This is a genomic window from Streptomyces nitrosporeus (assembly GCF_008704555.1).
Lineage (GTDB): Bacteria > Actinomycetota > Actinomycetes > Streptomycetales > Streptomycetaceae > Streptomyces > Streptomyces nitrosporeus.
On the sequence record NZ_CP023702.1, the window covers coordinates 2,280,204 to 2,304,605 of the forward strand.

Below are 24,402 nucleotides of genomic sequence, written 5' to 3' on the forward strand. Positions count from 1 at the left end.
CGAGGGGGCGTCAGAAGCCCGGCGGCTCCGTGTAGACGCCCCACTCCTCGCGCAGCGCCCCGCAGATCTCGCCCAGGGTGGCCTCGGCGCGTACGGCGTCGAGCATCGGGGCGATCATGTTGGAGCCGTCGCGGGCGGCGGCCAGCATCGCGTCCAGCGCGCCGCGGACCGCCGTGTCGTCACGGCGCTCCTTGCGGGCGGCGAGCTCGCGCACCTGCTCGCGCTCGACCTCGTGGCTGACGCGGAGGATCTCCAGGTCCCCGGTCACCGAGCCGTGGTGGGCGTTGACGCCGACCACGCGCTTCTCGCCCTTCTCCAGGGCCCGCTGGTAGCGGAAGGCGGATTCGGCGATCTCCCCGGTGAACCAGCCGTCCTCGATACCGCGCAGGATGCCCGAGGTGATGGGCCCGACGGGGTGCCTGCCGTCCGGGTGGGCCCGGGTGCCGCGCTCCTTGATCTGCTCGAAGATCTTCTCGGCCTCGGCCTCGATGCGGTCGGTGAGCTGCTCGACGTACCAGGAACCGCCCAGCGGGTCGGCGACGTTGGCGACGCCGGTCTCCTCCATGAGGACCTGCTGGGTGCGCAGGGCGATCTCCGCCGCCTGCTCCGAGGGCAGGGCGAGCGTCTCGTCCAGGGCGTTGGTGTGCAGCGAGTTGGTGCCGCCGAGCACGGCGGAGAGGGCCTCGACCGCGGTGCGTACGACGTTGTTGTACGGCTGCTGGGCGGTGAGCGAGACGCCGGCGGTCTGGGTGTGGAAGCGCAGCCACTGCGCCTTGTCGGTCTTCGCGCCGTACGTCTCCTTCATCCAGCGGGCCCAGATCCGGCGGGCGGCGCGGAACTTGGCGATCTCCTCGAAGAAGTCGAGGTGCGCGTCGAAGAAGAAGGAGAGCCCGGGGGCGAAGGTGTCGACGTCCAGGCCCCGGGAGAGGCCCAGTTCCACGTAGCCGAAGCCGTCGGCCAGCGTGTAGGCGAGCTCCTGCGCGGCCGTGGCCCCGGCCTCGCGGATGTGGTAGCCGGAGACGGAGAGCGGTTTGTACGCCGGGATGTCGCGGGCGCAGTGCTCCATGAGGTCGCCGATCAGGCGCAGATGGGGCTCGGGCTGGAAGAGCCACTCCTTCTGCGCGATGTACTCCTTGAAGATGTCGGTCTGGAGCGTGCCGTTGAGCACCCCCGGGTCGACCCCCTGGCGCTCGGCGGCGACCAGGTACATGCAGAAGACCGGGACGGCGGGCCCGCTGATCGTCATCGAGGTGGTGACGTCGCCGAGCGGGATGCCCCCGAAGAGGACCTCCATGTCGGCGGCGGAGTCGATGGCGACGCCGCAGTGGCCGACCTCGCCCAGCGAGCGGGGGTCGTCGGAGTCGCGGCCCATCAGGGTCGGCATGTCGAAGGCGACGCTGAGCCCCCCGCCGCCCGCCGCGAGGATCATCTTGTAGCGCTCGTTGGTCTGCTCGGCGTTGCCGAAACCGGCGAACTGGCGGATGGTCCAGGTGCGGCCCCGGTAGCCGGTCGGGTACAGCCCCCGGGTGAAGGGGTACTCGCCGGGCCAGCCGATCCGCTCGAAGCCCTCGTAGGTGTCACCGGGGCGCGGCCCGTACACCGGCTCGACCGGGTCTCCGGAGAGCGTGCTGAAGTCCGCGTCACGCTTGCGGGCCTTGTCGTAACGGGCCTGCCAGCGGCGGCGGCCCTCCTCGATAGCGTCAGCGTCCATGGGACAAATTTACTAGGACGTCCTACTAAATGTCGATGGCAAACCGCCCAGCGCTTTCGCGGGGGCGGCCCGGACGCGCCCCCGCGCCGGACCGGGTCCCGGTCCGGCGCGGGGGCGAAGAGGGTCAGGCCTTCACGGGCTGCCGGGCCGCGCCGCCCTCGACCAGCGGCTCGACCTCGCGGACGACCTTGCGCTCGACGAAGAACGCGGCCGTCGGGATGGTGCCGGAGACCAGCACCCAGAGCAGCTTGCCCACCGGCCACTTCGCCTTGGAACCGAGGTCGAAGGCGAAGACCAGGTAGATGATGTAGAGCACACCGTGGACCTGGGAGACCACCAGGGTCGCGCCCTCGCCGGTGTCGAATCCGTACTTGAAGACCATGCAGACGCAGAGGATCAACAACATGACGGCGGTGACGTAGGCCATCACCCGATAGCGGGTCAGCACGCTGCGTTTCATGGCATCGAGCGTAACCGGGCGCCCGGGGCGATCTTGCGGCGGCCCGCCCCTGCCGGCGCGGGCCCCGGACCCGTCACCGCGCGCCGCCCGCCCCGTCACCCCTCGTCGTCGAAGTCCTGGGCGGCCACCCGGAGCGGGCGCAGCATCGCGAAGATCTCGTCGCACTCCTCGGCGTCGTAGACCCCGAGGCCGAAGTCCATCGCCATCAGGTCCCGGGTGGCCGCCTCGACGACCTCGCGGCCCCTGTCGGTGATGGAGGCGAGGGTGCCGCGGCCGTCGTTGGGGTTGGGCCGCTTGGCGACCAGCCCGGAGCGCATCAGCCGGTCGACCGTGTTGGTGACGGAGGTGGGATGCACCATCAGCCGCTCGCCGATCTTGGACATCGGCAGCTCGCCGGCCTGGGAGAAGGTCAGCAGGACCAGCGCCTCGTACCGGGCGAAGGTCAGCCCGTACGGCTTGACCACCGCGTCGACCTCGGCGAGCAGGATCTGCTGCGCACGCATGATCGAGGTGATCGCGCCCATGGAGGGCACCGGCCCCCAGCGGCGCCGCCAGAGTTCCTCGGCGCGGGCGATGGGGTCGAAGGGGAGGCTGAGCGGCTTCGGCACGGCACGACCTTACCCACTGGTCATATGGCGTTCCGTACCGTCTCGCCCTTCGGTACCGGACCTTTGTTCCCCGGGTCGCGTCCGCACGGCGCGGACCTCCCGGACGACCAGCAGCGTGCAGAGGGTGCCGGCCGCCCCCGAGGCGGTGACGACCTGGTGGACCGGGAAGAACTCCGCGGCCAGTCCGGCGAGGGCCATGCCCAGGCCCTGGACCGTCATCAGCCCGGCGGTGAGCAGCGTCATCGCCCGCCCCCTCAGCGCCTCGGGCACCGCGTCCAGGAACCACTGGTCGAGCCCGATGACGTACGCCGCGCCCGCCCCGGCCAGGGCCAGGGCGGCGAGGGCGAGCACCATGCCGGGGCGGGAGGCGTACAGCGTGAGGGGGAGCAGCCCGAGGGCGGCCACGGGCAGCACGATCCGGGAGCGGGTACGGGGGGTGAGGGCGGACCCCGCCCAGAGTTCCGCCCCGATGTGGCCGACGGCCATCGCGCACATCAGCAGTCCCAGGGCCGCGGGTCCCGCGCCGATGGCGTCGGCGTAGGGCGCGGCCAGGGCCTCCGGGGCGACGACGAAGAAGGCGGGCACCCAGAAGAGCAGCAGCAGGGCCCGGATGCGGCGGTCGGCGAGGACGGTCCGGGCGCCGGCGAGGGAGTCCCTCAGCAGCGTCCCGCCGCCCTCCCCGGCCGCGGCCGACCTGGCCGGCCGGGCGGCGGTGCCGAGGCGGAGCAGCAGGGCCGAGCAGCAGAAGGTGCCGGCGGTGACCGTGATCGCGCCGCGCGGCGACAGCGCGGTCAGCAGGATCCCGCCGGCGCCGAACCCGGCGAGCAGGGCGGACTGGGAGACGATCCGCAGCAGCGAGCGGCCCAGGACGTAGAGGTCGCCCTCGCCGAGGATGTCGGTGAGGGCGGCGGTGCGCGTCCCGGTGAACACGGGCGCGACCGCCGCCACGGCGCACCGCAGCGCGAGAAGCGCTCCGACGGGGGTGCCGGGCAGCACCATGAGGGCGACGCAGCAGGCGCAGACCAGGTCGCAGACGACGAGGACGCGGCGGGCGGGGTAGCGGTCGGCGACCCCGGCGAAGAGGGTGCCGCCGACGACGTAGGGGAGGAAGCCCAGGGCGAAGGTGAGGGCGGAGAGCAGGGGTGAGCCGGTGAGGTCGTAGACCAGGACGGTGAGGGCGAGTTCGCTGACGGTGACGCCGAGCAGCGAGAGCAGGTGCGCCGCGAACACCGCCCGGAACTCCCGCACCCGGAACACCGCCCGGTAGCCGCCGCCAGCCCCGTCGCCGGGGCCCCGCTCCCGGCTCGGACCGTGCGGGTCGCGGGGCTCCGGGACGTGCGCCGGAGGGACCGTGGCGGGGGCGGGAGGGGCCGTGGCGGAGACCGGAGGAGCCGTGGCGGAGACCGGAGGAGCCGTGGCGGAGGCCGGAGAGGCCGTCACGGGGGCGGGAGGGACGCGGGGTGTACCCGTCTGCGTACGGTCGTCTTTCGGCATGGCCGCAGCGTGGCCGAAGGGCCCGCCTCCTCCGTAGACTTTCGGCCGACACCGAATCTTCTCGGAGCCCTCCGTGCCCTTCCACCTGCATTTCGGCGAGAGCGACCTGCTCCGCTGCCGCTTCGCGCTCTCCCCTCTCTGGGAGACGCAGGAAGCCGTACGCACCCTCGCCCGGCCCGGGCGGCACGGGTACCACCTGCCGTGGCTGCGCCGCGTCGGGGAGGCCGCCGCCGGGCTGGACCTGACGCCGCTGTGGCGGCTGATGCCCGAGGGCGGGCACAATCCCGACTTCCTCTGTCCGCCGCCGATCGGCCCGCTGGCCACCTTCGGGGAGGAGATCGCCGCCGTCCGCGCGGTCGATCCGGCGGTGGCCCGGCAGGACATGGCCCTGGCCCTCGCCGACATGCCCGGCGGCCTCGGCTCGCCCGCCGGGCGGCGGATGCTGGACGACCCGGCACGGACGGTCCAGGAGCTGGCGGATCTGCTGGAACAGGCCTGGCGGCTGATGGTCGAACCGCACTGGCCGCGGCTGCGCGCCCTGCTGGAGGCCGATATCGCCTACCACTCGCGGCGTCTGGCCGAGGCCGGTTTCGAGCGGCTGCTGGGTGAGCTGAGTCCGCAGCTGCGCTGGACCGGTTCGACGCTCACCGTCACCGGCACGCGCGGGAACCACACCCGGGTGCTCGGCGGGGAGGGGCTGATCCTGATGCCCAGCGTCTTCGTCTGGCCGGATGTCGTCGGAGGGTACGAGCCGCCCTGGCTGCCCGCGGTGATCTACCCGGCCCGCGGTATCGGCGGGCTCTGGGCAAAGGCCGCGGACCGCACCCCCGACGCGCTGGCCCGGCTGCTCGGGCGGGGCCGCGCCGACGTGCTGTGCGCGCTCGGCGAACCGGCCGGGACGACGGCGCTGGCGCACCGGCTCTCGCTCGCGCCCTCCTCCGTGTCGGAGCACCTGTCGGTGCTGCGCGCCGCGGGCCTGCTCACCTCGCGCCGGTACGGCCACCAGGTGCTGTACGAGCGCACCCCGCTGGGCATCGCGCTGACGGCAGGGGCCCCGTGAACGGGCCGCGTACGCACGCGGGTCCACGGGGCCCCGGATCCGGAGCGGTCACCGCGCCAGGTGGCGCTCCACCGTCTCGACCTTGGCGGTCAGTCCGTCGGTGACCCCCGGCCGGATGTCCGCCTTGAGGACGAGGGAGACCCGGCCGGCCCGGGCCTCGACGGCGGCGACGGCCTGTTTGACCACCGCCATCACCTCGTCCCACTCACCTTCGAGCGAGGTGAACATCGCGTCCGTGCGGTTGGGCAGCCCCGACGCGCGGACCACGCGGACCGCGTCGGCCACGTACTCCCCGACGTCCTCGCCGACGCCGAGCGGGCTGACGGAGAAGGCGACGATCACGCGTTCACCGTGCCCTCGGCGCGGGCGCGGGCGGCGATGACGCCGTCGGCCTCGTACTTCTTCAGCAGCTTCTCGCCGTAGAGGCCGCCGAAGGGCACGACGGCGAGCAGGAAGAACAGGGCGACGCGCTTGAGCGGCCACTTGGCCTTGACCCACACGTCGATCAGGAAGATCACGTAGATCGTGAAGAGGAGGCCGTGCAGCGCGCCGAGGGGCGGCATCAGGAAGTCGATGTCGGAGACCCGCATGAGCAGCGAGCCGAAGATGAGCAGCGCCGGGAAGGACAGCGCCTCGGGAAGCGAGATGAGGCGCAGCCGGTGCAGGGCGGAAGCGGTCTTGATGTCCACGAGGGCACCTTCGGTGGGAGGGGCGTAACGGCTTGTGAACGCAGGCACAAGCATGCCCATTGTGGCATCGGCGCACGGCACCGACGGCCGGGGGGCCCGCTTCCGCCCCGGCCGGACGTATCCGTGCATTTCAGGGCCGCGCCCGCGCCGTTCCCGGGCACGGCGCGGCCCTCGGACCCTGTCCGGCGGACGGGCCTGCGGCTACCGTCGGAGTGTGGCGATGTTCCGGCTCCAGGGGAGCAAGACGCTCGCCGTCGATCTGACGGGCGACGCGGTGAAGGCGAAGAACGGCTCGATGGTCGCGTACGACGGCCGGATGGCCTTCAAGAAGATGACCGGCGGCGGTGAGGGCCTGCGGGGCATGGTGACCCGCAGACTGACGGGTGAGCAGATGACGGTGATGGAGGTGCGCGGGGAGGGCACCTGCTATTTCGCGGACCGGGCGAGCGAGATCAGCCTCGTCACCCTGCACGGCGACAAGCTGTACGTCGAGGCGAGCAACCTGCTCGCGGCGGACGCCGGGCTGCGTACCGGGACGACGTTCACCGGCATGCGCGGACAGGCGAGCGGCAACGGCCTGTTCACCACCACCGTCGAGGGCACCGGCCGGGCCGCGATCATGTCGGACGGCACGGCCGTGGTGCTGCGGGTCACCCCGCAGTACCCGCTCCAGGTGGACCCGGGCGCCTACATCGCCCATCAGGGCAGTCTCCAGCAGCACTTCCAGTCCGGGGTCAACTTCCGTACGTTCATCGGCGAGGGGTCGGGCGAGGCCTTCCAGATCCGCTTCGAGGGCGACGGCCTGGTCTACGTCCAGCCCAGCGAGCGGAACACCCTCGGGGGTGACGTCTGATGCCGTTCCGCGAGATCAACTCGAAGATGGTCGAGGCCACGGTGGCCCCCGGCCAGAGGATGTTCAGCCGGCGGGGCGCCATGCTGGCGTACCGCGGCGAGGTGTCCTTCACCCCGAGCATCCAGGGCGGCCAGGGCGGTCCGGCCGCGATGATCGGCCGGCGGGTGGCGGGTGAGGCGGCCCCGCTGATGACGGTCGAGGGCAGCGGCACGGTGATGTTCGGCCACGGCGGCCACCACATCCAGGTGATCGGCCTGTCCGGCGACACCCTGTACGTCGAGGCCGACCGGCTGCTCGCCTTCGACGGCTCGCTCCAGCAGGGCACCCTGTTCATGGGCTCGCAGGGCGGGGTGATGGGCATGGTGCGCGGCCAGGTGACCGGGCAGGGTTTGTTCACCACGACCCTGACGGGTCACGGCGCGGTGGCGGTGATGGCGCACGGCGGTGTGATCGAGCTGCCGATCACGCAGGGCCGCCCGGTGCACGTGGACCCGCAGGCCTACGTCGCCCACCACGGGCAGGTCACCAACAAGCTGTCCACCGCGCTCGGCTGGCGGGACATGGTGGGACGCGGCTCCGGCGAGGCGTTCCAGCTGGAGCTCAGCGGCAACGGCGCGGTGTACGTACAGGCGTCGGAGGAAAAGCTGTGAGCACTCCCGTGATCTTCGACCCGGCGACGCTCCCGTCGGACGACAACGTCAACGCGTACACCTTCTGCGTGGAGCTCAAGGGGAGCCAGTGGTTCCTGCAGAAGGGGAAGATGATCGCCTACTACGGGCGGATCGACTTCAACGGCATCGGGCACGGCCGCTTCGACCGGCTGATCCGCACCAGCTTCCACTCCCCGCTGCACGCGAGCGACTGGGTGGTGGCCGAGGGCAGCGGCAAGATGCTGCTCGCGGACCGGGCGTTCGACGTCAACTCCTTCGACCTGGAGGACGGGAACCTCACGATCCGGTCCGGCAGCCTGCTGGCGTACCAGCCGACGCTGGCCCTGAAGCAGTCGATCGTGCCGGGCTTCCTGACCCTGATCGGTACGGGGAAGTTCGTGGCCGCGTCCAACGGGCCGGTGGTCTTCATGGAACCGCCGCTCCGGGTCGATCCGCAGGCCCTGGTGGGCTGGGCGGACTGCCCCTCGCCCTGCCACCACTACGACCACGGCTACATGACGGGGGTGCTGGGCGGGCTGCGCTCGCTGACCGGGTTCGGGGGCACCTCCGGCGAGGAGCACCAGTTCGAGTTCGTGGGCGCGGGCACGGTGCTGCTCCAGTCCACGGAAGCACTGATGGCCGAGCAGACCACCGGCGCGACCCCCAACCAGCCCGGGGTGCCCGGCGGTTCGCCTCAGCCCGGTACCGTCCCGGGGCGGCTGGGGGACCTCCAGAGGCGCTTCGGTCCGTAAGCGATACTCTGCGCAGTGTGACGCACGCGCCGGCGCGTGCGCGGCGTCACACACTCCTACTTCGTCCGGCTTTCAACTTCTTAGGTAGAATGCATCCATGGAAACCGAGACGGCCACCCGCTGGCTGACCGAAGCGGAGCAGTACGCCTGGCGTACCCATCTGGACGTCAGCAGGCTGCTGACCCACCAGCTGGAGAAGGATCTCCAGCCCTTCGGGCTGACCATGAACGACTACGAGATCCTGGTCAACCTCTCGGAGTCGGACGACCAGCGCATGCGGATGAGCGATCTGGCCACCGCCACCCTGCAGTCCAAGAGCAGGCTCTCCCACCAGATCACCCGCATGGAGACCGCGGGCCTGGTGCGCCGCGAACACTGCGAGTCGGACCGGCGCGGGCTGTACGCGGTCCTCACCGACCTCGGCGCCGGGACGATGCGCGAGGTCGCACCGCACCATGTCGAGTCGGTGCGCAGGCACTTCATGGACCTGCTGACGCCGGAGGCCCTCGCGGACCTGCACGCGGCGCTGACCCCGATCGCGGACCACCTGCGCGGGGAGCGCGGCAAGCCGTAGGACCGGCCCGGTGCGGCGGGTCAGGCCGCCGTGGACGCGGCGGGCAGCTCCAGGGTGAAGACGGCACCGCCCCCGGGCGCGGTGCCCACGGTGAGCGTGCCGCCGTGGCGGGTGGCGACGTCGCGGGCGATGGCGAGGCCGAGCCCGGCCCCTCCGTCGTCGCGGCTGCGGGCGTCGTCCAGCCGGACGAACCGCTCGAAGATCCGCTCGCGCTCGTCCTCGGGCACCCCCGTGCCGTCGTCCGCGACGGCCACCCGGACGCGGCCACGGCCGGCGGTCACCTCGACGGTGACCGAACTCTCCGCGTGGCGCCCGGCGTTGTCCAGGAGATTGCCGATCACCCGGGCCAGCTGCCCGCGCGAACCGCCGGCCTCCAGCACCTCCCCCTCCGCCACGGACACCGTGACCGGGATCCGGTCACAGGTCCGCTGCGACACCTCCTCCCGGACCAGGGCGCCCAGGTCGAGCACCGCGCGCGCCGGCCGCTCCCCCGCGTCCAGCCGGGCCAGCAGCAGCAGATCGGCGGCGAGCGCCTGGAGCCGTACGGTGTCGGCGACCGCGCCGTCCACGTCCAGCAGTTCCGGATGGGCCGCCCCCACCTCCAGCTGGGTGCGCAGGGAGGCGATCGGGCTGCGCAGTTCGTGCGAGGCGTCCGCGACGAAGCGCCGCTGCCGCTCCACGGACTCCTCCAGCGCGGTCAGGGTCTCGTTGGTCGTACGGGCCAGCCGGGCGATCTCGTCGCGCGATCCGGGCTCCGGCACCCGGCGGCGGAGGTCCTGGGACGCGGTGATCGCGGCCAGCTCACCGCGGATGCCCTCGACGGGCCGCAGGGCCCGGCGGGTCACCAGCCAGGTCACCGCGGCCACCAGGAGGAGCAGGGCCGGCAGCCCGGCCAGCATCGCGTCGCGTACGGACCGCACGGCTTCCTGCTCGGCGGCGAGCGGGGCGCCGGCCTGGACGGTCAGGGTGACGCCCTCGGAGGTGGTCGCCTCGACGGTGGCGAACCGGTAGTCGGCCCGGTCGCCGTCGACGGTGGCCGTGCCGTCGGTGACGTCCGGCTCGTCGGACGACACCTCGCCCCGGGCCGGCCGGTCCCGGCCGTCGTCACCGTCGTCACCGGCTTCGTCGTCATCGTCCTCGCCGACGCTCCCGCCCCTGCCGTCCTCGCCGCCCCCGGGGGCGATCGCCGACGGGTCGGGGACGACCTGTGACGAACCGGCGCCGGTGATCGCCTCCAGGTCGTCGGAGACCGCCACCACCCGCCCGTCCTCGTCGGTGACCCGGACCGGGTGCGTGTCCTCGTCGCCGAGGTCGAGGTCCGGGTACGGCACGTCCAGGGCGAGCTGTCCGGCGACCTCCCGCGCCGCGACCTCCGCCTCCAGGTCCGCCCGGTCGGTCAGGTTGCCCCGGAGCACCAGGATCACGGCGAGCCCGGCGGCGACCAGGGCGACGGCGACGACCAGGGTGGCGCCGAGGGCGGCCCTGGCCCGTACCGACCTCATCGCGTCTCCAGCCGGTAGCCGGCGCCCCGGACCGTGACGATGGAGGCGGCGCCCAGCTTGCGGCGCAGGGTGCTGACGTAGACCTCGACGATGTTCGGGTCGCCGTCGTAGGCGAAGTCCCAGACGTGCTCCAGGATGTCCGCCTTGCTGACCACCTCGCCGGCCCGCAGGGCGAGCTGCTCCAGCACGGCGAACTCCTTGGCGGTGAGGGTGATCTCGTCCTCGCCCCGGTGCACCCGCCGCGCGGCGGTGTCCAGCCGCAGCGGGCCGACGGTGAGCACCGGGGAGGCGGACCCGCGGCTCCTGCGGCGCAGCAGGGCCCGGACACGGGCGACGAGCACGACGTAGGAGAACGGCTTGGTCAGGTAGTCGTCGGCGCCGGTGTCCAGGCCCTCGGCCTCGTCGTACTCCCCGTCCTTCGCCGTCAGCATGAGGATGGGCACCTCGTGGCCCGCGGCGCGCAGGGCCGCGCAGACCCGGTAGCCGTTCATGCCGGGCAGCATGATGTCCAGGACGACCAGGTCGTACCCGCCCTGTCCGGCCAGGTGCAGTCCCTCCAGGCCGTCGTGGACGACGTCCACGGCGAAACCCTCGGCGGTGAGCCCCTTCGCCAGGGACACCGCGAGCCGCTTCTCGTCCTCCACGATCAACAGGCGCATACCCACAGGGTGGCAGGCGGAACCTGAAGGCTCCTTCAGGCGGCTTCAGGCTGCGTTCAGCATCGGCCCGGCAGGGTGGTTCCCGTCGCGTTCCACCCACCACATCGGGGAGAGACCATGAAGCACAGGATCGCAGCCGCCGCCGTCGCCGCCGCCGTTCTCGTCGGCGGCGGGATCGCCGCGACCGCCGCGTTCGCCGACGACGACGGCCGGGGCCACGAGCGCACGGAGCGCAACGAGGACCGGGCGGACGACCGGACGGACGACCGGGCGGACACGGACGACCAGGCGGACGGCCGGGCGGAGGCCGGGCGCGCCGCGGACGACCGGCCCGTCTCCCTCGACCGGGCACTCGCGGCGGCCCTGAAGGCGGTCCCCGGCACGGCCACCGAGGCCGAACTGGAGGACGACGGCGACGATGACGACGGCCGGGACGACGGCCGGCGGGTCTGGGAGTTCGACGTCTACGGCAAGGACAAGGTCTGGCACGACGTGACGGTCGACGCGGCGAACGCGAAGGTGCTCTCCACCCGCGACGACGACAACGACGACCGCGACCGCCACGCGCCCCGCTCGGCGTCCGTCACGCTGGTCACGGCCGTGAACGCGGCACTGAGGTCCGAGCCGGGCACGGTGACCTCGGTGGACCTGGACGACGACGATGACGACGACCGCGCCGGGGGCGGCACCCCGCGCTGGGAGATCGAGATCACCGGCGACGACGGCCGGGAGCACGAGCTGCGGGTGGACGCCGGGACGGCCGCCGTCACGGTGGACCGCGACGACGACTGACCGCGGGAGGCGGCCGGGGCGGGCACCGGCGCCCGTCCCGGGGTCCGTGGGACCGGGCTCCTGGCGCGGCTCGGCGTCCGCGGTGGCGGACACCCAGAGAGGGCTTGACGAGACGCAACGTCTCGTCTAAGTTTGCGGACGCGGCCGGCGGCGGATGTCCCCGCCGCCGGCCGCACCGCCCTGACCACCCAGCGAAGGACCGCCCTTGCACCCTGCTCCCGCCAAGACCACCGCCCCCTCCCCCGCCACCTCGCAGATCGCCCTGGCCGAGGTGACCAAGCGCTACGGCGACCGTCTGGTGCTGGACCGTGTCTCCCTCACCGTCGGACCGGGCGAGAAGGCCGGGATCGTCGGGGACAACGGCTCCGGAAAGTCCACCCTCCTGCGGCTGCTGGCAGGGCGGGAACCCGTCGGCGGCGGCAGCCTGACCGTCACCGCGCCGGGCGGCACCGCCCACCTCGGCCAGACCCTCGACCTGCCCGACTCGGCACGCGTGGGCGATGCCGTGGATCACGTACTGGGCGAACTGCGCGCCCTGGAGCGCCGTGTCCGTGCCGCCGGGGCCGCGCTGGGCACCACCGGCACCGCGGGGTCCGAGCACTACGCCGCCCTGGTGGCCGCGTTCGAGGCGCGGGGCGGGCACGACGCCGACCGGCGGGTCGAGGTGGGCCTGCGCCGGCTCGGTGAGCGCGCCCCGCTGGACCGGGACCGGCCGCTGGGCACCCTCTCCGGAGGGCAGCGCTCCCGGCTCGCGCTCGCCGCGGTCCTGGCCTCGTCACCCGAACTCCTGCTGCTCGACGAGCCGACCAACGATCTGGACGACGAGGCCGTGGCCTGGCTCGAAGGGCGCCTCCGCCACCACCGGGGCACGGTCGTCGTGGCGACGCACGACCGCGCGTTCCTGGAGCACGTCACCGGCACGATCCTGGAGGTGGACCACGACCGGCACACGGTGCGGCGCTACGGGAACGGGTACGCCGGCTTCCTCACCGCCAAGGCCGCGGCCCGGGCCCGGTGGGCGTGGGAGCACGAGCGGTGGCGCGACGAGGTCGCCCGGCAGGAGCGCCTCGCCGACTCCGGTATCGGACTGCTGGCCGAGATCCCCCGCAAGGGGCCGCGGGCGTTCAGCGGCGCCGGCGCCTTCCGCGCGCGTTCCCGGTCCCACGGCGCGCAGAGCCGCATCCGCAACGCGCACCGGCAGCTGCGACGGCTCACGGACCACCCCGTCCCGCCGCCCCCGCGGCCCCTGCGCTTCACGGGCCGCGTCGACGGCCCGCCGCCCGCCGGGGAACCACCGGCCGCGGTGTACCTGGAGGACGCCCTGGTCGAAGGGCGGCTGTACGTACCGTCCCTGCGGCTGGCCCCGGGCGGCCGTCTCCTCGTGACCGGCCCCAACGGCGCCGGCAAGACCACCCTCCTCCAGCTGCTGGCCGGTGAGCTGGCGCCTGACGCCGGTGTCGTACGCCGGCCTCGCCGGGTCGGATTCCTCCGTCAGCAGAGCGCCCCCGGGGCCGCCTCCGACACCCGCGCGCTCCTCACGGCGTTCGCGGCCGGCCGGGCGGGGCCGTTTGACGAGCACGCCGACGCCCTCCTCGCGCTCGGCCTGTTCCGCGCCGCCGACCTCGCGGTCCCCGTACGGGAGCTGTCCGCCGGGCAGCGCCGCAAGCTCGAACTGGCCCGCCTGGTGACGGCCGGCCCCCTCGATCTGCTGCTGCTCGACGAGCCGACGAACCACCTGGCCCCCGCCCTGGTGGAGGAGATCGAGGCGGCCCTGGCCCCATGCACCGCCACGCTCGTCGTGGTGACGCACGACCGGCTCCTGCGCGAACGCTTCGACGGCCCCCGGCTGGAGCTGCCCGCCGTCACCGGAGGGCGTGGTGCGCCCGCGGCGCCGCCTCGGCACCCGGGCCCGTCGCGGTCATGATCCGCTGGTACCGGGCCGGCCGCGGGGCGCCCGCCGCCGGCACACGGGGGTGCCGGCCGTCCGGCGGGCGGTGTCCGTCCGGCCCGCGCAGGAGGCCGCCGGGCGGGGCGGCGGGCGCGCTGCCCGGGCTCAGGCGGACCGCGTCCGCCGCGACCGCGCGCCGCGTCCCGTCCGGGCCCGCCACCCGGCCCCCGGCACGGCTCCGCAGGCTCCGCGCGGGGTCAGGTGCCCCGCCGGGAGCAGGGTGACGCGTGGGTCGTCGCGGATCTCGCCGGTCTCGCAGGCGTCGGCCTCCGGGTGGGCCACCAGCAGCCGGGTGGCGGTGTCCGGGCGGGCGCGCAGGAAGGTGCCGCCCGGCCGGTCGCCGCCGAGGACGGGCAGGGCCCGGCCCCCGGCGTCGCCCGGCCCGGCCTCCCCGCCCCCTCCGGACGCACGGACGGCGTGTCCCGCACCTCCCCGGACGGGAGGCGCGGGACACGCCGTCACCCGGCCCCGGGCGGCCCGCACGCCGCCCGCGGGCCGTCAGTTCCCGGACGCGCGGCCTCCGTTCCCGGCCGGGGCGCGGTCCTCGTCCCCGGGCACCGGATCCCCGTCCCCGGACGCCGGGCCCTGGTCGCCGGTCAGCCCGGCCACCAGCTCGTCGGCGGCGGCGTACGGGTCGAGGCGGCCGGCCGTGATGCGTTCGGCGAGCGCGTCCAGCCGGCGGTCGCCGTGCAGGTCGGCGATCCGCTCCCGGAGGGCGGTGACGGCGATCGTCTCGACCTCCCGGGCCGCGCGGGCGGTACGCCGCCCGGCCAGGACGCCGTGCTCCTCCATCCACGCCCGGTGCTTCTCCAGCGCCTCGACGACCTCGTCGACGCCCTCGCCCCGGGCGGCGACCGTCTTCACGATCGGCGGGCGCCAGTCGCCGGGCCCCCGGGACTCCCCCAGGCCCAGCATGTGGTTGAGCTCCCGGGCGGTGGCGTCGGCCCCGTCGCGGTCGGCCTTGTTGACCACGTACACGTCGCCGATCTCCAGGATCCCGGCCTTCGCCGCCTGGATGCCGTCGCCCATGCCCGGGGCCAGGAGCACCACCGAGGTGTCGGCCTGCGAGGCGATCTCCACCTCGGACTGGCCGACCCCCACCGTCTCCACCAGGACCACGTCGCAGCCCGCCGCGTCCAGGACCCGGATCGCCTGCGGGGCCGACCAGGCGAGCCCGCCGAGGTGGCCGCGGGTGGCCATCGAGCGGATGTAGACGCCCGGGTCGGAGGCGTGGTCCGACATCCGGACCCGGTCGCCGAGGAGCGCGCCCCCGGAGAACGGCGAGGACGGGTCCACGGCCAGCACCCCGACCCGCTTGCCGGCCCTGCGGTACGCGGAGACCAGGGCCGAGGTGGAGGTGGACTTGCCGACCCCCGGGGAACCGGTCAGCCCGACGACGTAGGCGTGCCCGGCGAGCGGTGCCAGGGCCGCCATCACCTCACGCAGCTGGGGCGAGGCCCCCTCCACCAGGGAGATGAGCCGGGCCACCGCACGCGGCCTGCCCTGGCGTGCCTGCTCGACCAGGGACGGGACGTCCACCTTCACGCTCGGTCTCCTCACTCGGTACGTACGGGACTACTTGCCGGGGACGCGGAGGATCAGCGCGTCGCCCTGACCGCCGCCTCCGCACAGCGCCGCCGCGCCGGTGCCGCCGCCGCGCCGCTTCAGCTCCAGCGCCAGGTGCAGCACCACACGGGCGCCGGACATCCCGATCGGGTGGCCGAGCGCGATCGCGCCGCCGTTCACGTTGACCTTGTCGGGCGTGACGCCGAGGTCCTTCATCGACTGGACGGCGACGGCCGCGAACGCCTCGTTGATCTCGATGAGGTCGAGGTCCTCGACACCGATGCCCTCCTTGGCGAGGGCGTGCCGGATGGCGTTGGAGGGCTGCGACTGGAGCGAGTTGTCCGGGCCGGCCACGTTGCCGTGGGCGCCGATCTCGGCGATCCAGTCCAGGCCCAGCGCCTCGGCCTTCGCCTTGCTCATGACGACGACGGCGGCGGCACCGTCGGAGATCTGCGAGGAGGTGCCCGCGGTGATCGTGCCGTCCTTGGCGAAGGCCGGACGCAGCTTGCCGAGCGACTCGGCGGTCGTCTCGGGGCGGATGCCCTCGTCCTTGGAGAAGAGGACCGGGTCGCCCTTGCGCTGGGGGATCTCGACCGGGGTGATCTCGGCCTCGAAGATGCCGTTCTTCTGCGCGGCGGCGGCCCGCTGGTGGGACAGGGCGCCGATCTCGTCCTGGGCGGCGCGGTCCAGTCCGAGGCGGGTGTTGTGCTTCTCGGTGGACTCGCCCATGGGGATGTTCTCGTAGGCGTCGGTCAGGCCGTCGTACGCCATGGAGTCGAGCATCTCGATCGCGCCGTACTTGTGGCCCTCGCGGGACTTCGGCAGCAGGTGCGGGGCGTTGGTCATCGACTCCTGGCCGCCGGCGACCACGATGTCGAACTCACCGGCGCGGATCAGCTGGTCGGCGAGCGCGATGGCGTCGAGGCCGGAGAGGCAGACCTTGTTGACCGTCAGCGCGGGGACGTTCATCGGGATGCCGGCCTTGACGGCCGCCTGGCGTGCCGGGATCTGCCCCGCCCCGGCCTGGAGCACCTGCCCCATGATCACGTACTGGACCTGGTCGCCGCCGATGCCGGCCCGGTCCAGCGCGGCCTTGATGGCCACGCCTCCGAGGTCGGCGCCGGAGAAGCTCTTCAGCGAGCCGAGGAGACGGCCCATGGGCGTCCGGGCGCCCGCGACGATCACTGAGGTGGTACCGGTCGTTCCTGACATGAGGCGCAGCCCCTTGGGATCGGTTGTGAACGAGGGTTTACCCGAATGTACTGAGCGGTACTGCCCGAGTCATCCGGCTGTGGGTGTGACGGCGCGCACGTTGCGTAACCAACTCGCGGGCGCTGCACTGGTTCCATGCTGACGCGAATCGACCACATCGGAATCGCCTGTTTCGACCTGGACAGGACAGTGGAGTTCTACCGCGCGACCTACGGATTCGAGGTGTACCACTCCGAGGTCAACGAGGAGCAGGGCGTCCGGGAGGCCATGCTCAGGATCAACGGCACCTCGGACGGCGGGGCCTCCTACCTCCAGCTGCTGGAGCCGACCCGCGAGGACTCCGCCGTGGGCAAGTGGCTGGCGAAGAACGGCGAGGGCGTCCACCACATCGCGTTCGGTACGGCGGACGTGGACCAGGACGCCGCGGACATCCGCGGGAAGGGCGTCCGGGTGCTGTACGACGAGCCCAGGACCGGTTCCATGGGCTCCAGGATCACCTTCCTGCACCCCAAGGACTGCCACGGTGTGCTGACCGAACTGGTCACGTCCCGGACGGATCACTGACCTGAGGATTCCCGGCCCGGTAGAGTAGGCGGTTCCGGGCCGGGGCCGGGCCGGGGCCGTTCCGCGTCCCCGCCGTTGATCTGTCACCATTCCCCGGGGGACCGTTCGCCGGCGGGCGGTCCTTGTGTGGAGAATTGCGACCAGGGTCGGGGCCTCCCCTGCTCAGTGGGGCATCCCCTGCTCGAACGAAGTTGAGAGCTTGGGGAAGAAATTGAGAGCTCGGGGAAGGATGGGACCGCGCAGTGCGGGGCTACGAAAGCCAGCAGAGCCACCGAGCTGACGACGACCATCTCTCACGGTTCGAAGCCGAGATGGACCGGCTGAAGACCGACCGGGAGAAGGCCGTCCAGCATGCCGAGGACCTCGGCTACCAGGTCGAGGTCTTGCGTGCCAAGCTGCACGAGGCCCGGCGCAATCTCGCGGCCCGCCCCGCGCACGACGGCGCGGATTTCGGTTACCAGGCCGAGCAGTTGCTCCGCAACGCGCAGATCCAGGCGGATCAGATGCGCAGCGACGCCGAGCGCGAGCTGCGGGAGGCCAGGGCGCAGACGCAGCGCATCCTCCAGGAGCACGCGGAGCACCAGGCCCGCCTCCAGGCCGAGTTGCACGCCGAGGCGGTGCAGCGGCGCCAGCAGCTCGACCAGGAACTGGCGGAGCGCCGGCAGACCGTCGAGTCCCACGTCAACGAGAACGTCGCCTGGGCCGAGCAGTTGCGGGCCCGGACCGAGTCGCAGGCCCGCCGCCTGCTGGACGAGTCGCGTGCCGAGGCGGAGCAGTCCCTGGCCGCGGCCCGCGCCGAGGCGGCCCGGGTGGCCGAGGAGACCCGCCAGCGCGTCGCCTCCGAGGCGGAGGCCGCCCGCGCGGAGGCCGAGAGCACCCTGCTGCGGGCCCGCCGGGACGCCGAGCGGATGCTGGGCGCCGCGTCCGCCCAGGCCCAGGAGGCCACCTCCCACGCCGAGCGGCTGCGTTCGACGGCCACCGCCGAGACGGAGCGGACCCGGCAGCAGACCGCGGAGCTGAACCGCACGGCCGAGGAGCGTGTGCAGGAGGCCGAGACCCGGCTGCGCGAGGCCCGGCTGGAGGCCGAGAAGGTCCTCTCCGAGGCGAAGGAGGCCGCGGTCAAGCGCCTCTCCTCGGCCGAGTCGCAGAACGAGCAGCGCACCCGTACGGCCAAGTCCGAGATCGCCCGGCTGGTCGGTGAGGCCACCAAGCAGGCCGAGACCCTCAAGGAGGAGGCCGAGCAGGCGCTCGCCGACGCCCGCGCGAAGGCCGAACGGCTGGTCGCCGAGGCGGCGGAGACCGCGCGCACGGCCGCCGCGGAGGACGCGGCGGCGCAGCTCGCCAAGGCGGCCCGCAGCGCCGAGGAGGTGCTGACCAAGGCGTCCGAGGACGCCCGGTCCACGACGAAGGCCGCCGCCGAGGAGGCCGAGCGGATCCGCCGCGAGGCGAAGGCCGAGGCGGACCGGCTGCGGGGCGAGGCCGCCGAGCAGGCCGACCAGCTCAAGGGCGCGGCCAAGGACGACACCAAGGAGTACCGGGCCAAGACGGTCGAGCTCCAGGAGGAGGCCCGCAGGCTGCGCGACGAGGCCGAGCAGCTGCGTTCCGAGGCGGTCGCCGAAGGCGAGCGGATCCGCGGCGAGGCCCGCCGTGAGGCCGTGCAGCAGCTGGAGGAGGGTGCCCGCACCGCCGAGGAGCTGCTGACCAAGGCGAAGGCGGACGCCGAGGAGCTGCGGACCTCCGCGAACGCGGAGAGCGAGAAGATCCGCGGCGAGGCGGCCGAACGCGCCGCCGGCATGCGCAAGCAGGCCGAGGAGGTCCTGGAGCGCGGCCGCGCGGAGGCGGAGAAGCTCCGCGCCGACGCGGAGGAGCAGGCGGCCTCGCTGACGGCCGCGGCGGAGGCCGCCGCCGGGTCGCTGCGCGAGGAGACGGAGCGGGCCGTGGAGGCCCGCAAGGCCGAGGCGGCCGAGGAGCTGGCCCGGCTGCGCACCGAGGCGGAGTCCCGCATCGCCGCCGCGGAGGAGGCGCTGGGAGAGGCGCGTACGGCGGCGGCGGCGATGCGCCGCGAGGCCGCCGAGGAGACCGAGCGGCTGCGCACCGAGGCCGCCGAGCGGGTCCGTACGCTCCAGGAGCAGGCCGGGGCGGAGGCCGAGCGGCTGCGTACCGAGGCCGCCTCGGACGCCGCGGCGTCCCGCGCCGAGGGCGAGGCCGTCGCCGTACGCCTGCGGACCGAGGCCGCCACCGAGGCGGAGCGGCTGAAGAGCGAGGCGCAGGAGAGCGCCGACCGGATGCGCGCGGAGGCGGCGGCCGCCGCCGAGCGGGTCGGCGCGGAGGCCGCCGAGGCCCTCGCGGCGGCCCGGGAGGAGGCCGACCGGCGCCGACGTACGTCCGAGGAGACGCTGGAGGCGGCACGCGCCGAGGCGGAGCAGGAGCGCGGGCGCGCCCGCGAGCAGAGCGAGGAGCTGCTGGCCTCCGCCCGCAGGCGGGTCGAGGAGGCGCAGGCCGAGGCCCAGCGCCTGGTCGAGGAGGCGGACGCCCGCGCCGCGGAGCTGGTCTCCACCGCCGAGCAGACCGCCCAGCAGGTCCGGGACGCGGTGTCCGGGCTCCAGGAGCAGGCCGCGGAGGAGATCGCCGGGCTGCGGTCCGCCGCCGAGCACGCGGCGGAGCGTACGAGGACCGAGGCCCAGGAGGAGGCGGACCGGGTCCGCGCCGACGCCTACGCCGAGCGCGAGCGGGCCGCCGAGGACGCCGGCCGTGTCCGCCAGGCCGCGAACGAGGAGTCCCAGGCCGCGACGGCCCTGGCCGAGCGGACCATGTCCGAGGCGATCACCGAGTCGGAGAAGCTGCGCTCGGACGCCGGGGAGTACAGCCAGCGGGTGCGTACGGAGGCGTCCGACGCCCTCGCCTCCGCCGAGCAGGACGCCGCGCGCGCCCGCGCCGAGGCCCGGCAGGACGCCAACCGCATCCGGTCCGAGGCGGCGGCCCAGGCCGACCGGCTGATCGGGGAGGCCACGGCCGAGGCCGAACGGCTCCGCACGGAGACCGCCGAGCAGGCCGCGCGTACGACCGCCGAGGCCACGGCCGAGGCCGAACGGCTCCGCACGGAGACCGCCGAGCAGGCCGCGCGTACGACCGCCGAGGCGGCCGACGAGGCCGAGCGGCTGCGGGCGGAGGCCGCGCAGACGGTGAGCTCGGCGCAGGAGCACGCGGCCCGCACCCGGGAGGAGTCGGAGAAGCTGCGCGCCGACGCGCGGTCCGCGGCCGAGCAGCTGCGCGCCGAGGCACGCCAGGAGGCGGACCGGCTGCTGGACGAGGCACGCGAGGCGGCGGCGAAGCGCCGTGCCGACGCCGCCGAACAGGCCGACCAGCTGGTGGCCAAGGCCCAGGAGGAGGCGCTGCGCGCCGCCACCGAGGCCGAGAAGCAGGCCGACGCCATGGTCGGTGCCGCGCGCAACGAGGCGGTACGCATCACCTCCGAGGCGACCGTGGAGGGCAACTCCCTGGTGGAGCGGGCCCGTACGGACGCGGACGAGCTGCTGGTGGGTGCGCGCCGGGACGCCACCGCCACCCGGGAGCGCGCCGAGGAGCTGCGGGCCCGGATCGAGGGCGAGATCGAGCAGCTGCACGAGCGGGCCCGCCGGGAGACGTCCGAGCAGATGAAGACCGCGGGTGAGCGCGTCGACAAGCTGATGAAGGCGGCGACCGAGCAGCGTGCGGAGGCCGAGGCGAAGGCCGAGCAGCTCCTGGCGGACGCCGGTTCGGAGGCGAGCAAGGTCCGTATCGCCGCGGTGAAGCGCGCCGAGACCCTGCTCAAGGAGGCCGAGACCAAGAAGGCCGAGGTGACCCGGGCCGCCGAGAAGATGCGGGCCGAGGCCGAGGCCGAGGCGAAGAAGATCGTCGACGAGGGGCGCCGCGAACTGGACCTCCTGGTCCGCAGGCGCGAGGACATCAACACGGAGATCTCCCGCGTTCAGGACGTGCTGGAGGCTCTGGAGTCCTTCGAGTCCCCCTCGGCGAACAAGGCGGGTGGCGGTGCGGGCGTGAAGGCGGGCGCGAGCGCCGGCAACCGGTCGGGGGGCAAGGGGTCGGACGGGTAGGGGCCGTACCGCCCGCCCGTCGGCTCGACATGAACATTCAACCCTGCGATGGCAAGTACTCCGCCGGTCAGCCACCCAAAAGGGGTGTCATTCTCCATATCAAAGCGGCATCTTCACGTTGACACGCCGCCCAGGCCCCTAGGATTCCCTACTAACACCTCTCACCGGTCTCATTCGACAGGAACCCCATGAGCGACCCTTCCTCCCCCTTCGGCTTCGAGCTCGTGCGACGTGGATACGACCGCGGTCAGGTGGACGACCGCATTTCCAAGCTCGTCGCCGACCGTGACAGTGCTCTCGGCCGTATCACCTCTCTGGAAAAGCGCATCGAGGAACTCCACCTCGAAACCCAGAACGCCCAGGCCCAGGTCAACGACGCGGAGCCGTCGTACGCCGGGCTCGGTGCCCGCGTCGAGAAGATCCTCCGTCTCGCCGAGGAGGAGGCGAAGGACCTGCGCGAGGAGGCCCGTCGCGCCGCCGAGCAGCACCGTGAGCTGGCCGAGTCGGCCGCCCAGCAGGTGCGCAACGACGCGGAGTCCTTCGCCTCGGAGCGCAAGGCGAAGGCCGAGGACGAGGGTGTCCGCATCGTCGAGAAGGCCAAGGGCGAGGCGGGCGCGCTGCGCACCGAGGCGCAGAAGGACGCCCAGCAGAAGCGCGAGGAGGCCGACGCCCTCTTCGAGGAGACCCGCGCCAAGGCCGCCCAGGCCGCCGCGGACTTCGAGACGAACCTCGCCAAGCGGCGCGACCAGTCGGAGCGCGACCTCGCGTCCCGTCAGGCGAAGGCCGAGAAGCGCCTGGCGGAGATCGAGCACCGCGCGGAGCAGCTCCGCCTGGAGGCCGAGAAGCTGCGTACGGACGCCGAGCGCCGGGCCCGCCAGACGGTGGAGACCGCGCAGCGCCAGGCCGAGGACATCGTGGCCGACGCGAACGCCAAGGCCGACCGGATCCGCAGCGAGTCGGAGCGCGAGCTGGCGGCGCTCACCAACCGCCGCGACTCGATCAACGCCCAGCTGACCAACGTCCGCGAGATGCTGGCGACGCTGACGGGTGCCGCGGTGGCCGCCGCCGGTTCCCCGTCGGAGGAGGAGTCCACGTCCCGCGGGGTCCCCGCCCAGCAGACCCGCTGACCCCGGCCCGACGGCCGTCGCGTTCCCCGCGCCCGGTTCCGCCCCTGTGGCGGTGCCGGGCGCGCGGCCGTTCCCGGGCGGGCCCCCCTCACTCCCGGCGGGCGCGCGCCGGTCCACCGGGGAGGGCGGGACACCCTTTAGCGTGAACCGCATGATCGAGCTGGACGGTCTCACCAAGCACTTCGGCCGCAAGGTCGCCGTCGATCACCTGTCCTTCCGGGTCAGACCGGGAATGGTGACGGGTTTTCTGGGCCCCAACGGCGCGGGCAAGTCCACCACCATGCGGATGATGCTCGACCTCGACAACCCCACCAGCGGTTCGGTGCGCATCGACGGCCGGCACTACCACGAGCTCCAGGAGCCCCTCAAGCACATCGGGGCACTGCTCGACGCGAAGGCGATGCACGGCGGGCGCAGCGCGTACAACAACCTGCTCTGCCTGGCCCGGAGCAACCGCATCCCGGCGAGCCGGGTCTCCCAGGTGCTCGACACGGTCGGTCTGAGCGCGGTGGCGAAGAAGAAGTCCAAGGGTTTCTCGCTCGGTATGGGGCAGCGGCTGGGAATCGCGGCGGCCCTGCTCGGTGATCCCGAGATCCTGATGTTCGACGAACCCGTCAATGGTCTGGACCCCGAGGGAATTCACTGGATCCGCAATCTGATGAAGTCGCTGGCTGCGGACGGCCGGACGATCTTCGTCTCTTCGCATCTGATGAGTGAAATGGCTCTGACCGCGGACCATTTGATCGTGATCGGCCAGGGGCGTCTGCTGGCCGACACCTCGATGGCGGACTTCATTCACGAGAATTCCCGCAGTTATGTGCGGGTGCGTTCGCCGGAGCAGGAGCGGTTGCGTGACGCGCTGCACGGGGCGGGTGTGGTCGTGGTCGAGGCGGGCAACGGCTCCCTGGAGATCGACGGCGGGACGACGGAGCGGATCGGTGAGCTCGCCGCCGGCCAGGGGATCGTGCTGCACGAGCTGAGTGCCCAGCGGGCCTCGCTGGAGGACGCGTTCATGCAGATGACGGCCGGCTCGGTGGAGTACCACGCGCACTCCGACCGCGACGGCGCCGCGCCGCCTTCGGTGGGACCGCACTGGGGTGAGGCGTGGGACGGCCGGACGGGCTCCGGCTCACCCGACGACACGAAGGGCGTGTGACCCGATGGCTTCGCTACCCGCGGTCCTGAACTCCGAGTGGACCAAGATCCGTACGGTCTCCTCGACCACCTGGACCCTGATCTCCGCGTTCGTCGTCACGGTCGCCATGGGCGCGGCCCTCAGCGCTCTGCTGAACAGCCAGTTCGACGACCTCCCGGCGGCCGAGAAGGCCACCTTCGACCCCACCTTCGTGGGTTTCTCCGGGATGGTGCTGGGCCAGCTGGCCATGGTCGTCTTCGGTGTCCTGGTGGTGGGCACGGAGTACAGCTCGGGCATGATCCGCACCTCGCTGGCGGCGGTGCCGCAGCGCGGTTCCTTCCTCTTCTGCAAGATCGCGGTGGCCGGGGTGCTGGCCCTCCTGGTCGGTCTGGCCACCAGCTTCGTGACGTTCTTCCTCAGCCAGGCGCTGCTCGGCGGGCACCGCACGGACATCGGCGCCGAGAACGTCCTGCGCGCGGTCTTCGGCGGGGGCCTCTACATGGGGCTGATCGCGGTCTTCTCCATGGGCGTGGCCGCGATGCTGCGCAGTTCCATGCTGTCGCTGGGCATCCTGATGCCGTTCTTCTTCCTGGTCTCCCAGGTCCTGTCCGCCGTGCCGGGGGCCAGGAGCGTGGCCCGCTACTTCCCGGACCAGGCCGGCGCCAAGATCATGCAGGTGGTGCCGGACGCGATGAACACCGACCCGGCACCGTACGGCCCCTGGGGCGGGCTCGGCATCATGGTGCTCTGGGTGGTGGCCGCCCTGGCCGGCGGCTACCTGGTCCTGCGGAAGAGGGACGCGTGACGCCCGCCGGGTGACGCCGGCGGGCCCCCCTCCCGGGAGCCCGTCGGCGTCAGGGCGCGGGAGGAGCGGGGGCCGCCGTCCCGCCCGGCGCCTTCGCCGGAACCGTCGGGGGCTGGTTATCCTCCTAACTCTCAGGGGGGTGTGCGG

Annotated in this window: 22 protein-coding genes and 1 pseudogene; 12 read left to right on the plus strand and 11 right to left on the minus strand. The window is 73.3% G+C overall.

Features of this window, described 5'->3' with window-relative positions; all coding sequences use genetic code 11:
* Positions 1 to 10: 10 nt before the first annotated feature.
* The 4 genes from icmA to CP967_RS09785 form a co-directional block, all read right to left on the minus strand.
* The gene (gene icmA / locus CP967_RS09770; protein WP_150487596.1) at positions 11 to 1,711 is read right to left on the minus strand and encodes a coenzyme B12-dependent isobutyryl-CoA mutase large subunit; all 1,701 of its coding nucleotides are present in this window, start codon (positions 1,709 to 1,711) and stop codon (positions 11 to 13) included.
* Positions 1,712 to 1,835: 124 nt separating this feature from the next.
* Positions 1,836 to 2,171: a DUF3817 domain-containing protein gene (locus CP967_RS09775; protein ID WP_150487597.1), complete on the minus strand. Its 336-nt coding sequence runs from the start codon at positions 2,169 to 2,171 to the stop codon at positions 1,836 to 1,838.
* A gap of 95 nt (positions 2,172 to 2,266) precedes the next feature.
* Positions 2,267 to 2,779, minus strand: coding sequence for a MarR family winged helix-turn-helix transcriptional regulator (locus CP967_RS09780; protein WP_150487598.1), 513 nt, complete (start codon positions 2,777 to 2,779; stop codon positions 2,267 to 2,269).
* A 9-nt stretch (positions 2,780 to 2,788) separates the two neighbouring features.
* Positions 2,789 to 4,273, minus strand: coding sequence for an MFS transporter (locus CP967_RS09785; protein ID WP_150487599.1), 1,485 nt, complete (start codon positions 4,271 to 4,273; stop codon positions 2,789 to 2,791).
* 73 nt (positions 4,274 to 4,346) lie between these two features.
* Here CP967_RS09785 and CP967_RS09790 point away from each other — a divergent pair, with 73 nt between their 5' ends.
* A complete protein-coding gene (locus CP967_RS09790; RefSeq protein ID WP_150487600.1) occupies positions 4,347 to 5,333 on the plus strand; it encodes an ArsR/SmtB family transcription factor in 987 nt (328 codons plus the stop codon).
* 48 nt (positions 5,334 to 5,381) lie between these two features.
* Here CP967_RS09790 and CP967_RS09795 read toward each other — a convergent pair whose 3' ends face one another.
* Complete coding sequence (locus CP967_RS09795; protein ID WP_150487601.1) at positions 5,382 to 5,675, minus strand: MTH1187 family thiamine-binding protein; 294 nt, start codon at positions 5,673 to 5,675, stop codon at positions 5,382 to 5,384.
* The gene (locus CP967_RS09800) at positions 5,672 to 6,022 is read right to left on the minus strand and encodes a DUF3817 domain-containing protein (RefSeq protein ID WP_150487602.1); all 351 of its coding nucleotides are present in this window, start codon (positions 6,020 to 6,022) and stop codon (positions 5,672 to 5,674) included. The genes CP967_RS09795 and CP967_RS09800 overlap by 4 nt, the downstream gene beginning before the upstream one ends.
* Positions 6,023 to 6,242: 220 nt before the next feature.
* On the opposite strand from CP967_RS09800, the gene CP967_RS09805 reads away from it, so the two are divergent.
* From CP967_RS09805 to CP967_RS09820, 4 genes are all read left to right on the plus strand, one after another.
* Complete coding sequence (locus CP967_RS09805) at positions 6,243 to 6,875, plus strand: AIM24 family protein (RefSeq protein ID WP_150491773.1); 633 nt, start codon at positions 6,243 to 6,245, stop codon at positions 6,873 to 6,875.
* Positions 6,875 to 7,525 carry an AIM24 family protein gene (locus tag CP967_RS09810; protein WP_150487603.1) on the plus strand — a complete coding sequence of 217 codons (651 nt, stop codon included), beginning with the start codon at positions 6,875 to 6,877 and terminating at the stop codon, positions 7,523 to 7,525. Before CP967_RS09805 ends, CP967_RS09810 begins: the two co-directional genes overlap by 1 nt.
* Positions 7,522 to 8,277, plus strand: coding sequence for an AIM24 family protein (locus tag CP967_RS09815; RefSeq protein WP_150487604.1), 756 nt, complete (start codon positions 7,522 to 7,524; stop codon positions 8,275 to 8,277). Before CP967_RS09810 ends, CP967_RS09815 begins: the two co-directional genes overlap by 4 nt.
* A 97-nt stretch (positions 8,278 to 8,374) precedes the next feature.
* The gene (locus CP967_RS09820; protein ID WP_150487605.1) at positions 8,375 to 8,851 is read left to right on the plus strand and encodes a MarR family winged helix-turn-helix transcriptional regulator; all 477 of its coding nucleotides are present in this window, start codon (positions 8,375 to 8,377) and stop codon (positions 8,849 to 8,851) included.
* Between the two features lie 20 nt (positions 8,852 to 8,871).
* Here CP967_RS09820 and CP967_RS09825 read toward each other — a convergent pair whose 3' ends face one another.
* Complete coding sequence (locus CP967_RS09825) at positions 8,872 to 10,353, minus strand: sensor histidine kinase (protein ID WP_150487606.1); 1,482 nt, start codon at positions 10,351 to 10,353, stop codon at positions 8,872 to 8,874.
* Positions 10,350 to 11,012 (minus strand): response regulator transcription factor, encoded by a 663-nt coding sequence (locus CP967_RS09830; RefSeq protein WP_150487607.1) that lies wholly within the window; start codon positions 11,010 to 11,012, stop codon positions 10,350 to 10,352. The genes CP967_RS09825 and CP967_RS09830 overlap by 4 nt, the downstream gene beginning before the upstream one ends.
* Positions 11,013 to 11,129: 117 nt before the next feature.
* Here CP967_RS09830 and CP967_RS09835 point away from each other — a divergent pair, with 117 nt between their 5' ends.
* On the plus strand, positions 11,130 to 11,804 hold the full coding sequence (locus tag CP967_RS09835; protein WP_150487608.1) for a PepSY domain-containing protein: 675 nt from the start codon (positions 11,130 to 11,132) through the stop codon (positions 11,802 to 11,804).
* A gap of 205 nt (positions 11,805 to 12,009) precedes the next feature.
* Positions 12,010 to 13,728: an ABC-F family ATP-binding cassette domain-containing protein gene (locus tag CP967_RS09840; protein WP_150487609.1), complete on the plus strand. Its 1,719-nt coding sequence runs from the start codon at positions 12,010 to 12,012 to the stop codon at positions 13,726 to 13,728.
* A gap of 129 nt (positions 13,729 to 13,857) precedes the next feature.
* On the opposite strand, the gene CP967_RS09845 is transcribed toward CP967_RS09840, so the two are convergent.
* From CP967_RS09845 to CP967_RS09855, 3 genes and pseudogenes are all read right to left on the minus strand, one after another.
* The gene (locus tag CP967_RS09845; protein ID WP_150487610.1) at positions 13,858 to 14,214 is read right to left on the minus strand and encodes a hypothetical protein; all 357 of its coding nucleotides are present in this window, start codon (positions 14,212 to 14,214) and stop codon (positions 13,858 to 13,860) included.
* 129 nt (positions 14,215 to 14,343) lie between these two features.
* Positions 14,344 to 15,297: pseudogene (gene meaB / locus CP967_RS09850) on the minus strand (methylmalonyl Co-A mutase-associated GTPase MeaB); the annotation flags it as partial.
* 30 nt (positions 15,298 to 15,327) lie between these two features.
* Positions 15,328 to 16,530: an acetyl-CoA C-acetyltransferase gene (locus CP967_RS09855; RefSeq protein ID WP_150487611.1), complete on the minus strand. Its 1,203-nt coding sequence runs from the start codon at positions 16,528 to 16,530 to the stop codon at positions 15,328 to 15,330.
* A 135-nt stretch (positions 16,531 to 16,665) separates the two neighbouring features.
* Here CP967_RS09855 and mce point away from each other — a divergent pair, with 135 nt between their 5' ends.
* From mce to CP967_RS09880, 5 genes are all read left to right on the plus strand, one after another.
* Entirely contained in the window at positions 16,666 to 17,094 is a 429-nt protein-coding gene (gene mce, locus CP967_RS09860) for a methylmalonyl-CoA epimerase (protein WP_150487612.1), read from the plus strand.
* A 242-nt stretch (positions 17,095 to 17,336) separates the two neighbouring features.
* A complete protein-coding gene (gene scy, locus CP967_RS09865) occupies positions 17,337 to 21,188 on the plus strand; it encodes a polarized growth protein Scy (RefSeq protein ID WP_150487613.1) in 3,852 nt (1,283 codons plus the stop codon).
* A gap of 188 nt (positions 21,189 to 21,376) precedes the next feature.
* Positions 21,377 to 22,315, plus strand: a complete 939-nt coding sequence (locus tag CP967_RS09870) for a coiled-coil domain-containing protein (protein WP_150487614.1) — start codon at positions 21,377 to 21,379, stop codon at positions 22,313 to 22,315.
* A gap of 151 nt (positions 22,316 to 22,466) precedes the next feature.
* Positions 22,467 to 23,471 (plus strand): ABC transporter ATP-binding protein, encoded by a 1,005-nt coding sequence (locus tag CP967_RS09875; RefSeq protein ID WP_150487615.1) that lies wholly within the window; start codon positions 22,467 to 22,469, stop codon positions 23,469 to 23,471.
* Positions 23,472 to 23,475: 4 nt separating this feature from the next.
* Positions 23,476 to 24,255, plus strand: a complete 780-nt coding sequence (locus tag CP967_RS09880) for an ABC transporter permease (RefSeq protein ID WP_150487616.1) — start codon at positions 23,476 to 23,478, stop codon at positions 24,253 to 24,255.
* The last annotated feature ends 147 nt before the right edge of the window (positions 24,256 to 24,402 follow it).